Source organism: Neobacillus sp. 19 (assembly GCF_049463095.1).
Taxonomy (GTDB): domain Bacteria; phylum Bacillota; class Bacilli; order Bacillales; family Cytobacillaceae; genus Neobacillus.
In genome coordinates this window covers 61,862-75,657 of sequence record NZ_JBMPZU010000011.1, presented here as the reverse complement: position 1 = coordinate 75,657, position 13,796 = coordinate 61,862, and the positions used below count along the sequence as shown (strand labels likewise).

Annotated in this window: 12 protein-coding genes and 1 pseudogene; 3 read left to right on the top strand and 10 right to left on the bottom strand. The window is 35.6% G+C overall.

Annotated features, from left to right (window positions below):
• Positions 1-123 precede the first annotated feature (123 nt).
• Entirely contained in the window at positions 124-1,413 is a 1,290-nt protein-coding gene (locus tag ACO1D1_RS02550) for an Ig-like domain-containing protein (RefSeq protein WP_423334814.1), read from the top strand.
• Positions 1,414-1,715: 302 nt separating this feature from the next.
• On the opposite strand, the pseudogene ACO1D1_RS02545 reads toward ACO1D1_RS02550, so the two are convergent.
• A pseudogene (locus ACO1D1_RS02545) lies at positions 1,716-2,371 on the bottom strand (altronate dehydratase); the annotation flags it as partial.
• 325 nt (positions 2,372-2,696) lie between these two features.
• Between ACO1D1_RS02545 and ACO1D1_RS02540 the strand changes: the two are divergent.
• Positions 2,697-2,927, top strand: a complete 231-nt coding sequence (locus ACO1D1_RS02540; protein ID WP_423334813.1) for a hypothetical protein — start codon at positions 2,697-2,699, stop codon at positions 2,925-2,927.
• Positions 2,928-3,489: 562 nt separating this feature from the next.
• Here ACO1D1_RS02540 and ACO1D1_RS02535 read toward each other — a convergent pair.
• Complete coding sequence (locus tag ACO1D1_RS02535) at positions 3,490-4,338, bottom strand: hypothetical protein (RefSeq protein WP_423334812.1); 849 nt, start codon at positions 4,336-4,338, stop codon at positions 3,490-3,492.
• Between the two features lie 68 nt (positions 4,339-4,406).
• Complete coding sequence (locus ACO1D1_RS02530; RefSeq protein ID WP_423334884.1) at positions 4,407-4,577, bottom strand: FCD domain-containing protein; 171 nt, start codon at positions 4,575-4,577, stop codon at positions 4,407-4,409.
• Between the two features lie 409 nt (positions 4,578-4,986).
• Here ACO1D1_RS02530 and ACO1D1_RS02525 point away from each other — a divergent pair, with 409 nt between their 5' ends.
• Positions 4,987-6,510 (top strand): ATP-binding protein, encoded by a 1,524-nt coding sequence (locus tag ACO1D1_RS02525; protein ID WP_423334811.1) that lies wholly within the window; start codon positions 4,987-4,989, stop codon positions 6,508-6,510.
• A 581-nt stretch (positions 6,511-7,091) separates the two neighbouring features.
• Here ACO1D1_RS02525 and ACO1D1_RS02520 read toward each other — a convergent pair.
• The 7 genes from ACO1D1_RS02520 to ACO1D1_RS02490 form a co-directional block, all read right to left on the bottom strand.
• A complete protein-coding gene (locus ACO1D1_RS02520; protein ID WP_423334810.1) occupies positions 7,092-7,280 on the bottom strand; it encodes a DnaJ domain-containing protein in 189 nt (62 codons plus the stop codon).
• 75 nt (positions 7,281-7,355) lie between these two features.
• Complete coding sequence (locus tag ACO1D1_RS02515) at positions 7,356-8,195, bottom strand: carbohydrate ABC transporter permease (RefSeq protein ID WP_423334809.1); 840 nt, start codon at positions 8,193-8,195, stop codon at positions 7,356-7,358.
• A gap of 61 nt (positions 8,196-8,256) precedes the next feature.
• Positions 8,257-9,123 carry a carbohydrate ABC transporter permease gene (locus ACO1D1_RS02510; protein WP_423334808.1) on the bottom strand — a complete coding sequence of 289 codons (867 nt, stop codon included), beginning with the start codon at positions 9,121-9,123 and terminating at the stop codon, positions 8,257-8,259.
• Between the two features lie 195 nt (positions 9,124-9,318).
• Positions 9,319-10,644 (bottom strand): ABC transporter substrate-binding protein, encoded by a 1,326-nt coding sequence (locus tag ACO1D1_RS02505; RefSeq protein ID WP_423334807.1) that lies wholly within the window; start codon positions 10,642-10,644, stop codon positions 9,319-9,321.
• An 85-nt stretch (positions 10,645-10,729) separates the two neighbouring features.
• Positions 10,730-11,641 (bottom strand): ribokinase, encoded by a 912-nt coding sequence (gene rbsK / locus ACO1D1_RS02500; protein ID WP_423334806.1) that lies wholly within the window; start codon positions 11,639-11,641, stop codon positions 10,730-10,732.
• Positions 11,642-11,728: 87 nt separating this feature from the next.
• The gene (locus ACO1D1_RS02495) at positions 11,729-12,676 is read right to left on the bottom strand and encodes a nucleoside hydrolase (RefSeq protein ID WP_423334805.1); all 948 of its coding nucleotides are present in this window, start codon (positions 12,674-12,676) and stop codon (positions 11,729-11,731) included.
• Between the two features lie 40 nt (positions 12,677-12,716).
• On the bottom strand, positions 12,717-13,739 hold the full coding sequence (locus tag ACO1D1_RS02490) for a LacI family DNA-binding transcriptional regulator (protein ID WP_423334804.1): 1,023 nt from the start codon (positions 13,737-13,739) through the stop codon (positions 12,717-12,719).
• Positions 13,740-13,796 lie beyond the last annotated feature (57 nt).

Here is a 13,796-nt window from a genome sequence, read left to right as displayed (position 1 = left end):
CCATTTTTGAGGAGATGTCGATTTTTACTGTCGGTTAATGACAGAAACTTATAATTACTATTTTTGCAAAAAACTAGTAAAATAGACCCGTTGGATATAAATACCAAAAAGGAGGAAAAGAAATTGAAATTAAAAAAGTTTTGTAGTTTTTTGCTTTTATCCCTCGTAATGCTACTAACAGGTGGCTATGCAGTCCATGCAGAGACACCTTATGACTCCGCAAAAGCAAATTTCGAAAAAGTAAAAACGCATAGTGTTCAAGCAGAAAAAAGTGAGGGCTTTGAAAATTCAAAGATTAACAAACTAGTAAAATCTCAAGTGGCCGCTCAAAAGGGTTATTCAACAAAGGCATTAGATGGATCTACTGTTTATGAGATGGAACCAAATGACTTTAATTACAATGCAAACCCATTAAACAGAGGGGATATTGTTTTAGGTACGTTTTCTCAATTTGATGTTGATGTCTTTAAAATTGTAATCCCTAAACCTAGTAAAATTGTTATTGCTGGTGTTATGGATTCTTATTCATGGTCTGATATTGGCTTTATTCTTGAAGATGCAAGTGGAAATCTTATTTATCCAGAGGATATGATAGTAGATGACCATGAGATGTCTCAGCTACATAATCTTGCTGCCGGGGTTTATTATATTAAAGCGGTTAATATAGGGGCAAGAGTTACAAATGACCCTTATGCTCTAGCTTGGGATTACCTCGAGCAACCAACACCTGGAGATACTACACCACCTTCTGCGCCAACTATTGATCCCGTAGATTCTGATGATCTAATTATCACAGGTAAATCAGAGCCAGGTTTCACTGTTGAAGTGTCCTTTAAGGGGACTTTTGGTGTAGCCGCAACTGATTCAAATGGTAAATATATGCTTAATCTTCGTGAACCTATTCCTGCAGGAACAACTATTTCCGTGACCGCTGTTGATGCAGCTGGTAACAGAAGGGGTACAAGTTATACTACTGTAGTCAAAGCCCCTGTCTTAAACGGATGGGTTTTGGCAAATAATAAGTGGTATTTTTATGCAAATGGCATTAAAAAAGTCGGATGGCTTAAACAAGGTAATACTTGGTACTTCCTAAACTATCAAACAGGGGCTATGGCAACAGGATGGATTTATGATGGAGGAAAATGGTATTATCTTCAATCAAGTGGTGCTATGAAAACCGGATGGCTATTTGATGGTGGCAAATGGTACTATTTAGCTTCGAGTGGTGCTATGAAAACGGGCTGGCAACAAGATGGAGGTTCTTGGTATTACTTAACCAATAACGGGGCTATGCAAACAGGATGGGTTTTTTCAAATGGTAAATGGTACTACTTGTACAGCAATGGGAAAATGGCATATAACACGAAGATAGGCACCTATAAATTAGGGCGAGATGGAGCCTGGATTCGATAATGAACAGAAGGAGTGTTTTAGTGGAACACTCCTTTTTATTAAAGCCCCATACCCCTACAATCCTGAATTCCATATTCCGAATACATGAAAATAGAGGAAGCTTAAGAAGCAATATAAGCGGAGATATTCCGATTAACTGCCCTGAATATGACAAAATCCAAAGATTTGGATAAGATAAACGGAAAACCTCCCCTTATTCTAAGGGAAATATGGGTATTTCCCAATTTAAACGGAATTTTACCGTTTATTTTTCAAACACAGTGAAACCAACATTCAGTTATAACAAAGAACCGTCCCCTGCTTCACAATGTCACACCCTTTTTAAATATAGCAATCTCTCTAAAATCATTTTTCTCGTTATTGACGAATTCCCGCTTGCCACCTCGATCATGTACGCAATAAACTCTCGTAAGACGGCATCTGAATCCTTCTCAAGCAGGACTCCCGCATTAAAATCAATCCAGTGTGGCTTCGCTTCGTAAATAGGAGTATTCGTTGAAATTTTCATGGTTGGGACAAACGAGCCAAACGGCGTTCCGCGTCCCGTTGTAAATAAAACCAACTGGCACCCTGCCGCAGCTAAGGCGGAGGAGGCCACAAGATCATTACCGGGTGCACTTAACAAATTGAGTCCCTTTTGTGTTAAGCGCTCACCGTATTTCAGGACATCGGTTACCGTGGATGTCCCTGCTTTTTGTGTACAGCCAAGGGACTTATCCTCCAAGGTGGTAATTCCCCCTGCTTTGTTTCCTGGAGATGGATTTTCATAGATAGGTTGTTTATTTTCAATGAAGTACGCTTTGAAATCATTAATGAGATCGACTGTCTTTTCAAACACTTCCCCATCTACTGCCCGCTCCATTAGGATCGTTTCCGCACCGAACATTTCCGGCACCTCAGTCAGAACAGTGGTCCCCCCTTGGGCAACCAAGAAATCTGAGAATCTTCCGAGCAGAGGCCGAACGAGATACTTTCCCATTTTAATTGCGAGGTGTCCCTGCCTTGTTTCATTTCCTCCTCAGCAAAAATCTTCCCAGGAATTGCACTCACAACCATAACCAAAGAAAGTACCGTCACCAACATCTTTGTAGGCGCTTTCAACCAATCAACTCCTCTAGCCTTATTTTTGTAACTCTAGAAGAGTATAAGACATCTAGGGAACCTTTTTAATTCAAAATTTTTAGAACTTTGTTTGATACTTTAACTAAATACGGAGTGCATGGAGACTATGAAGCAGTATGAGCAGGGGACGGTTGCAATCATTGCTACAATTGTCGCTAACGTTGTGGCAAGAAAAGTGCCAAAATGAAATAGCATGTCCATTGCTTGTATTTTCTTCGCCTGTAATCTTACCTGATTCATCAATAAACAACGAAACCGAACCACTTTTCACTCGTTATGACCAAACCGTCCCTCGACAAACTTCTTCCCTCAAGAATCACTTAACCCCCTCTTTGACAGCAAAAGCAGCAAATCCAATCAAACGTTTGATTAATAAGAAATTTACTAATTAATCGATTGATTAAACACGGCCAAATCCCTTATGTTAAACACAGTCAGGCCGGTTTGTCAGAAAAATCCCTGTCGATGATAGGTCTTAATTTCCGATAATTGTCTTCAATATTAACTTATAAAAACATTTAATATACAAAAATCGGCACGTTTTGATACTAAACAAACGATTGATTAAAACTACCCCAACCACAGTTAATACAGTAAAGCATGAGAGTTAATCTATAATGCCTCCCGCATAATAATGGCATACCTGAAGGTATGCTAACTAAATATACAGAAGGCAAGGCAGTATATTGCCTGGCATTACTCCATTCTATCATTTCCTACAACTATAAAAGCCTATCAATCTTCAACAAAATTCTGGTGGTGACAGGAACCAGAATTAGGTAATTCATTTTTCAAGTTACAATATTCAACAATCCCTCCAAATCCATCCATCATTCGATAATAAATTTTGATAAATTAAGGACAAAAAAACAGAGAGTATCCTCTCCGTTAAATTAACTCGCTCACCGCATTAAACTTTAGCTGAGTGGGGGCCTGACCCCGAATATCGTTTAACTATAATAATCTAAAAATTTTATCAGAAAACTCTTGCAACGATGGGTATTCATTCATTCTAGGTGTACGTCTGCCTCTATATTTTCTGTGTGAGGGTGTTAAAATGCATTCTCCATATATTGTTGAAATTTTAGTACCAACTAAGCCGCTATTAGAGAAATTCATGCTCCTTTGAATATTTGTAATTTCCTCTAATGGAAAACACATAACCTGTTCTGGAAAATCTCCCTCGACGATTAATTTTGTCCATATATTACTAAAACCTTTATCATAGAGTATAACTTTTTTATTAGTTAAGTATAGAGTGCCGGCTGCTCGACTGTTCCATATATTATCCGGTTCTCCGTCTGACATTTTAGTAAATGCTGTATATCTAATATTACCTATATTCATGGATGTAGATACATATAGCTCATCTCTATAATTAGTAGTGTATTCATACCAACAAACGTCTTCTTGATAAAATAGACATATCTCATCTTTTTCTAAATAATAATCTGTAAATCTACCTAAATCAATCATTACCCTTTCATTTAAACCGATGCCCTTTTCAATAAATTCATTTGTAGAACTTGATTTATTTATTTTATCAGGCATTAAACAGGACCCACACATACTGCAATATACATCTTCGTCTGCAAATATAGGTGGGAAGCTACATCTATCACAAACTGGAAAAGGAGGTTTATAACCCCCGTTTCGATCCCTGACTTCTAAATGAATTAATTCCTCAACATCATCAGTATTTCTTTCATCTATAATTCTTTGCCCACAATGAGTACAAAAGTTAAATTGAGGATATTTTATAGGGTCTCCGCAATGTTTACAATAAATTTGGTTACCAGCCAATGTTTATCACCTCATACCAATTTTTTTATATACCCATTATTCTGAGGCTTAGGAGTCAGACACTAGACCTAATTTATGTTATTAAAATAGTTCCCTACTTGAGAATCAATTGCTATACAATCATTTAATATGTGTTGTCTCATTAACTCTTCCGCTTTGTCGGGATCGCAACTCTTAATAGCTTGGAAAATCTCCCAGTGCACATCCATAAATGTTGAACAGAATTTATATGAACATATAAAGGAGCGATAGGCTAGATAAAAAAAGACATTCCTCTAATATGCATGCTAGTCGCCTCCATCTTGAAATGAACTATTGCTTCATTACTTGCACAGCGTTCATACCAATTCATACCTTCACCCGCATTTTTATATTATCATGACTGCTTACTTCCTTCCTCAAATATAATCCAAGCGTTGCCTAGGCACCCGAATTTTCATATCCACTTTAAAAAAGTAAGCCAAAATTTCTTACAAGATTATGGGTTAATAATAATTAATTAGATGATAGAATGCCATTTAACTTAGGTTAAATTCCATAAATTATAGTTTACATGATAAAGAATGAAAACGTATTAATTTTAAGTGATTTGAAATTTGTCGTTTTGTGTTATAATAACCACAGGAAATTTTTAGGGGAGTTGTAGCTTTGTCACAAAGAGTCCGTTTAAGAGATATTTTTATTGGTAATGTAGATGGAGAAGAAGAATCTGAGAGATACAATTTTGAACAACTTTTTTATAATAAAGACAGCAAATATGATGAAATTATGTCTCCTAATAAATTCATCATATCAGGTCGCAAAGGAACCGGAAAGACATACTTAGCAAAATATATTATTAAAAAGTGTTCAGAAAAGCAAATTTCATGTAAATTACTAAAAAAAGAAGATTTTAAGTTACAAAAATTTCTTGATTTGCAATATAGGGATTTAAAAGAGGACGAGCTTCCTCTTTTTTGGAAATGGACCTTTTTACTACAAATGGCAAATGTAATGTTATCCGAGCAAAAAATAAAAACAAAAATCCCTTGGTCAAGTAGTAATAAGCTTAAAAAGTTTATTAAGCTAAAATATCCCGATGGAGTGTTTAGGCTTAAAGATTTTAATAAAACTCAATCAAGGAAAAGTAATTTGACAGGCAACCAAAAGATCACAGGTCAATCTATTGCTGCAACAATTGAGGATTTGAATAGTGTCTCTAGTAATTATGGACAAAGGGAATATTTTGAATCACTAAACAGTTTAGAATCATTAGTTTTTAAATGCTTAGTGAAACATAAAGATATTATTTTAATTTATGATGACTTGGATGATTTAGAGGATAGTATAAATAATCATCATTTTTATTGCAAACTATTAATTTCCATGTTAGAAATGATTCAGTATTATAATAGAAAGTTCCAAAGGATTAAAAAAAACAATACTAAAATTATTGCTCTTTTAAGAAGTGATATTATTGATGATATCCATAGCAATTCGAGTAATTCAAATAAATTAACTAGTGAAGGTCGTGTAAATCTTTACTGGATAGATAAAATATACCAATCTCCTGAAGAACACCCACTTATGGAGATGATTCTTAATAAAATCAAAAAGTCCTTAAATAACAATTCAAATCTTACTAATAAAGAGTTGTATAAATTGTACTTTCCAAAAAAAATTAGAGGAAAGGAAGTTATTGACTACCTACTAGATTATAGTTTTGGAAGACCAAGAGATATTGTCTCTTATCTAAATTTTATTAAGTCCACAAACCCTGAGGAATACTCATTCGAACCTAACTCTTTCTTAGACTGCTCACAAAAGTATTCGCGCTGGTTTACAGATGAATTGAAAAATGAAATTAGCATAAATGAGCATAAAAATATGATTTTAAATGGTCTCCAATTGATTAATAATTTTAAAAGACAAAATTTTAGTTATAGTCAAATAGATCTATTTTATGAAAGAAATAAGGGAGACTACCCTAATATTGTTAATTTAAAAGAAACACTTAAGTATTTATATAAATTAGGGGTTATTGGAAATTCGTGGAGACATGGAAAACCGAAGCCAGATGGTAGCTATAATTACCGTTATTCATGGGGTTATCGAGACGATGCCAGCGAAGTACCAAATTTTTCAAATACCTTTGTTGTTCATTATGGTTTTAGAAAACATTTTTCACTATAAAAAAATAGAAGAGGAGATAACGAATAGTTATCTCCTCTCTAGCATGGCTCATACGTCCATATATTTTTACAGGGCTCAATTATTGTCCCTAGAGTTAGCATTATCCTAATTAGACCATTTAATACATGTCTTTTTAATAATTGCTATATAAACATACAACATTATTATGTGTATGTCAATATATTTCTTATATATATTTTAATCTACCCTCAGTGCACGAGGGGGGTCTGAACTCAATAATCTCTCCTCGATGGCAATATTCGATCCAATATTGCAGTTGGAATTGCTTGGTCCACCCATTAGCCAAACCGTTGCCTGATCAGCGGCTTTATTATTTTCAATTTACTTTGATCTAGTTTGACTATACCGCTTTACCGCTTAAAATTTTAGCCGAGTGGGGGGTGACTCAATGGCCCCCAAGTTTGTTATTTGCGAGAACCACCCTTTTGCTTGCGAAGGCGGTTTTTCTATTTTCCAACCACCCTAACAATATTCAGTTACAAGAACTCTATTCTATCTTTTTGCACAAATATAAAAGCCTATCAATTTCCGACAAACTTCAGGGCGTGACAGGCATGTAGTTACGCACTGACATTCATATTCAAATGTTTAATAAGATATTCTAAATCCTTACGAAGTTCAATAAATACCTTCTCGTCGCCTGTCGGCATATCAGGGTGGTATTTTTCAGCTAAACTTCTAAAGATCCTTTTTATTTCTTCCTTGCTTGAACCTTGTGGAATATTATACTTTATAAAGATTTTTTCCAAATCACTTTGATTTCGCCCCTCACCTGAATGCTAAAATATGTGTCTAGAATTGTAAGCCGCACAGAATTTTTTAGACTATTCTTTAGAACCTGTATTTGCTACTCCTTTAACAAAATATCGCTGCAATGGCAACAAAATAATTACTGGAACAATAATTGATATTAATGCAGCGGCAAACAATTCATTCCAATATGTTCCTGACTCTGTTACAAAGTCACTTAAAGCGACTTGAAGCACTCTATAGTCCTTGGAACGTGTAGCAATTAGCGGCCACATAAACGATTCCCATTGTTGAATAAAAATGAGTAGACTTCCTGTTACAGTAACAGGTTTAGCGAGTGGCATGACAATACTCCAATATATTCTTAACCAGGAGGCTCCATCTATACGAGCTGACTCAACTAAGGATTTGGGAATATCCATAAAAAACTGCCGATATAGAAAAATGACAAGTCCATTGGCTATTCCTGGAACGATTAGGCCATAGTAGGTGTCTATCCAACCTAAGCTATTAACTAGGCTATATAATGGAATGGCAATTACTTCAAATGGAACCATGAATGTAATTAAAACAATAAAAAAGAGTAAACTTTTACCTTTAAATTTAAACATCGTAAAGGAAAAGGCAGCCAATGAACCTACAATTACACCAAAAATTACACTAACAATTGTAACAAAAAAGGTATTAAATAGTATTCTGCCGAATCCTCGTTCCACAAAAAGATTAATATAGGCATCCATAGTCAAATTAATTGGCAGAAATGTTTTCCATGTTACTGGAGACATATATTTGAAGATCTCATCTAAAGGACGAAAGGAAGAAATGAGCCCGAATGCTAAGGGGAAAACAACTAAAAAAACGATAATGAGATGAGTAACATAAATTAACCAAGTAAAACGAGATTGCTTAGGCATACATAATCTTACTCCTTTAAAATTTACTTGGAACGTCCTATACCTATCTAATTACACATTTTTAATGCTTGGCTCTAAAAAACTTAAATTGAAATCCTATGACCACAAGTGTGATTAAAAGAATAATAACGACGATGGAGGATGCTCTCCCCATATCAGAATATAGAAAAGCACTGTTGTAGCTTTCTACCATAAGGACATTTGTACTTTGTTGAGGCCCGCCACCGGTTAATATATACATCGGGGAAAAAAGGAGCATGTTAGCAACAGTTACTGCAACCGCTACAAATGTAAGTGTCCGTTTCATCATTGGATAAGTAATATTTATAAATTGACGCCACCTGTTAGCACCATCTATAGCTGCTGCTTCATAAAGTGACTTTGGTAACTCTTGTAAACCAGCTAAAAAAAATAGCGCCCAATAACCTATTCCCCTCCATGATGAAATCGCAATAATTGATTCCAGTGCCTGTGAACTATCTGTCAAAAATGGTTGAGGACTCATATTAAGGGAAACTAATATCGAGTTAACCACCCCTTGTTCAGGGCTCAACATAATCTCCCACAAAATACATGCGGTTGGGATAGAAACAGCAACAGGAATAAAATTAATACCCCGGAAAAAAGCTATCTTTTTAATCTTAGAATTTAATAGAATGGCTAAACCAAATGCTAAAATAATTTGAAGTGGATTAATCAATAGATTAAACCACAGTGTCACTTTTATTGAATTCCAAAAAACTGGATCAGAAAATAAAGATAAGTAGTTCCCAAGCCCTACAAACTTTTCCACTCCATTTAAAAATTCCATTTTAAATAAACTTTGTATAAACGCACTAATAATAGGATAGATTTTAAACAACAACAAACCGATTAAAGCCGGAAAAAGAAACAAATAGGGCGTAGATATGTTCTTAATTTTCCTCATATAACCACCTACTCTATAGGGTTTTCCACAGAAATTTTCGATCAATTAATGAAATTGATATTAAGATGAAACGGCCTCATCTTCTAATAATGCAATTCCGCACACAACAATTAGATCTCTTGTTAATGCTGAAAATAGTACTCTACATATATATCATGTGCGGAATGTAAAAATTGATTAAAATTACCCTATTCTTTACAAACCTTTGTATTTCTTTAATAAATTGTCTATGATTCTAACAGTTTCATCTAGCGCAGCCTCTGGATCCGTTCCATTTTTTATTTCCTTAAGTGCCTTACTTACATTTGTATCCCACTCCAAATAGCCAGGTGTTTTCGGGCGAGGGGTGGCTGTAGTTCTAGATTCTTCTGCAGACATTTTAATCACGATCTTTGGAAATTCGTTATACATAGGGTCTTTAAATATTTTATCTAACAAATCAATATGGACAGGGAGTGTTCCGCCTACTTCAAACATAGTTTCTGCACCTTTTCCTACTGTTAAATATTCTAGGAACTTAGCGGCTTCCTTTTTATTTTTTGAAAATTTAGAAATACCGATATTCCAAGAACCCGTAGGTGTTGCTACTTCCCCATCTTTAAAGTATGGAAATAATGTAACCCCAAAATTAAGTTTGGAATCTACTAATTTAGGCAAGTTGTGACTTAATCCTAAAAACATAGCTACTTTTCCAGAAATAAAGTAGTCTAAGGACTCTTCTTGATTGATTTTAGGACTTACTTTCCACTTATTGTATAAATCAGAATAGAACGTGAATGCTTTCATTGCCTTAGGAGAATTTGTAAAGCCTTCTGTCGTTAAACCATCTTCACTAAGCATGGATGCACCTAAGCCCTGTGCCAGTGGCAGGAATTGAAAAGAAGTATCCACACGATCTAAGGAAAATCCAAATACTTGTTGTTGACCATCATTATAAGTTAGCTGTTTTGCCTTTTCGATCACTTCTTCCCACGTAAGCCTCTCATCCTCTTTTGGAAGTGGAATTCCTTTTTCTGTTAGAATATCTTTATTGTAGAAAAGCACTTGACTAGAATTATTCATTGGTGCAGCCATTATTTGATTTTTATAAGTTACAGTATCCAAAGCGGATTTTACCCACTTTTTCTTTGACTCTGATTCAAGCAATTTATCAAGCGGCTCAAGATACCCTTTGACCGAATAATTAACGACTAGAGGAGAATCCACGAAAATTAAATCGGTATCACTTGCTTTCGAGCCCAATTTAATTTCGATACTCTCCATTAATTGGCTAAAAGGTGCTAACTCCATTTCAACCTTAATATCTGGATTTTCCTTTTCAAATTCCTCTATGACTTTTTTGAGAGGGGCTTCGTAGTTAGAATGGGCAAGAAAATGAATCGTCTTAACTTCTTTTTTGGCTGGCGCTGCCTCTCCTGAATCTTTTGGTTGTTGATCTTTAGCACATCCCGCCATTAACATAAGAATAACGAAAATACAGGTAAACCATTTCATTTGCTTTCCTACTTTTTTTGGCACCATTATAGAGCCTCCTCAAAAAATTAGTAGTAATCTATTTGTTCCTTTTATATGAATAGGATAATTTCCCCCACACCTATACTTACATTTAACGGAAACAACGAAACCCATTTACTTCTTCCAATGTGGGTAAGGATGGTTGTGCACCCTCCCTCGTCACAACAATAGCTGCTACTTTACTTGCGAAACTGGCTGCTTCACTATCCACCATTCCTTTTGATTTTCCAACAGCAAATGCAGCTATGTAAGCATCACCAGCAGCTGTACTATCAACAGGATTTATTTTATATGGAGGGATATGAACTTCTTCTTCATCATTAATAAGATACGATCCTCTATCACCCATAGTAACAATAATCTTATTCACGCCTAAGGATTTCAAATGTTGTCCCCTACTAATGATTTCTTGATTAGTCAGGGCCAAACCGTCAGTTAACATTTGTAATTCTATTTCATTTAGTATCAACACATCTACGTTTCTAAGAACATCAATTGGCAAGCTTTGTGCAGGTGCTGGATTTAATATGACCTTTTTTCCATACCTCACAGCTAGATCTAGAACGTACACTACAGCATCAAGTGGTATCTCAAGTTGCATGATGATCATATTGCTTTCTTTGATTAGTTCTTTCATTCCCGATATGTCTGAACGCTTCAATTCCTTGTTGGCACCACCCACTAAAACAATATGATTCTCTCCATCCTCACTAACACTAATAAAGGCCAACCCTGTTTTGCCTTCTTGCTTTATTCCTAAACTAGAAACCCCCACTTGTTTCAAATTCGCAATTAACGTATCACCATAATTATCTAAACCTACCTTACCAATCATCGTTACATCACCACCTAGCCTTGCAGCAGCTACAGCTTGGTTAGCACCTTTACCGCCTGGGTTTTCCCGATACTTTACACTATCAATAGTCTCACCAGCTTTAGGTAGATGTGGAACGTATGTTACAAGGTCCATATTTAGGCTGCCTACAACGAGGATCTTTTCCAATTAGTCCACCTCAAATTCTTGGTCGTTCATTCTTATTCCTTATCACGATTTCATTCTCCTTAAATGAATCCAAAACTATTATTTGGATTATCGAAAATACTTAATCGCTGAAACAATCCTATCTATAAAACGCTCACGGTCAATATCAAATAGAAATTTGACGTTACTTTCCATCCCAGATCTTCGATTAATGTCAACGACAGTACAGCCCGTTGTCAATCTTCCACTCGTCTCGATGCCAACATAACAATCAATCCCTTGAAATAAAGTTTGGTCAATTAAATATGCTACTGCACACGGATCATGCAAATGTGCCGTTTTTATATGGGGCTCTTTAGACAAGTAGTATGGAGGGGAATTTTCAGAAAAGAAGTCTAGTAAGGATGCTATAACTCTACTTGTTTTGTTATCAATACGACGAATTCGTTCAATATCTTCTTTAAGAATTTGGGCTTTATGAGTAACATCTAATCCGCTCATTATAATGGGTACACCCGAACGGAATACTATATCTGCTGCTTCTGGATCAACATAGATATTAAATTCAGCAGCCGGTGTCCAATTGCCGCCGAATCCACATCCGCCCATTAACGAAATACACTCTATTTTTTCTTTTAATTCTGGATAGGCTAGGAACAAGATAGCCACATTGGTGAGTGGACCTGTTGCAATGATTGTCATTTTTCCTTCGGCATTTAATAGTATGCTCCGCATTGCCTCTAATGCTGAACGATTACTTTCCTCCACTATCGGTACTCCAAGGTCTGCGCCATCTAATCCTGTTTCCCCATGAATATTATCAGCAATGATTAATTCACGAACGATTGGTTTCTCAGCACCTCTTGCTATTTCGACATGATGGACCCCTATAAAACTTAAAAGCTTTCGTGCATTAAGTATCGTTTTATCCTGTGTTTGGTTACCAGCGGCCGTAGTAATTAATTTTACATCTAATTGTTCCGATGAAAGTGCTAGTAATAATGCGATTGCATCATCATGCCCTGGATCACAATCGAATATAATTGGTTTTCTCATAATAATCTCCTTAGAATTTTTTTGAATGATAAACCTTGTTTCAACACATTGAAGGTAACCCTTTTGTACTGTTGCGAACGATAAGTGTAGGTTCCATATTAACCTTTACTCTCTGTGATTCCCCACCCTCTTCAATCTGTTCGAATAATATTTGTGCTGCAGTTTCTCCCATTTTATATACGGACTGCTCAATAGTTGTAAGCCCTGGATTTAATAACTGATTGTATTTAATATTGTCAATACCAACGACTGATAAATCACCAGGGATATTCACCCCCAATTCGGAGGCAGCCTGATAAACACCAAAGGCCATTAAATCGTTATGTGCAAATATGGCTGTAACATTTTCTCTATTCAATAATATTTTTGCTGCATGATATCCACCCTCCATTCTAAAATCTCCTGATAAAATAAGGTCCTTGTTAATGGGGATAGATGCTTCTTCAAGCGCTTTTAAATAACCGTTAAGGCGATACTGAGTATTTTGAGTATAGCCCGGACCTGTAATACACCCAATTTTCACATGTTGCAAATCAATTAAATGTTTTGTTCCCAGATATCCCGCTTTTTCATTGTCAACATACACACTACTAAACATTTCATCATCCAATCCACGATCAATAAGCACGATGGGTGTAGTAGGTTTATAAACTAGTCCTTGAGACATTCTATCTTTCGAGGTATAGGAATTAGCAAAAACAATCCCATCCACATGATTTTCCCTCAAAAGTCTTAGTGAGCTTTCTTCTCTTTCAATATCTTCATCTGTATTACATAGAAAGACATTATAATGGTATTTTTTTGCTACATCTTCCACACCTCTAACTAGTTCTGGGAAAAATGGATTTCGTATATCCGGTATAATGAGCCCTATTGTATTAGTACGTTTCGTAATCATACTCCTGGCAATTTTATTTGGGTGATAATTCATTTCTTGAATAATCTCCAAAACCCTCCGCCGAGTAGTTTCACTCATACCATCTGTCTTTTGGTTTATAACCCTTGATACTGTAGTAATTGATACATTTGCTCTCATGGCAATGTCTTTAATCGTTGTTTTCATTTCCTTTACCTCATTTTTATAGTTGAACGTTTTACGAAAGCGTTTTACGAAAACGTT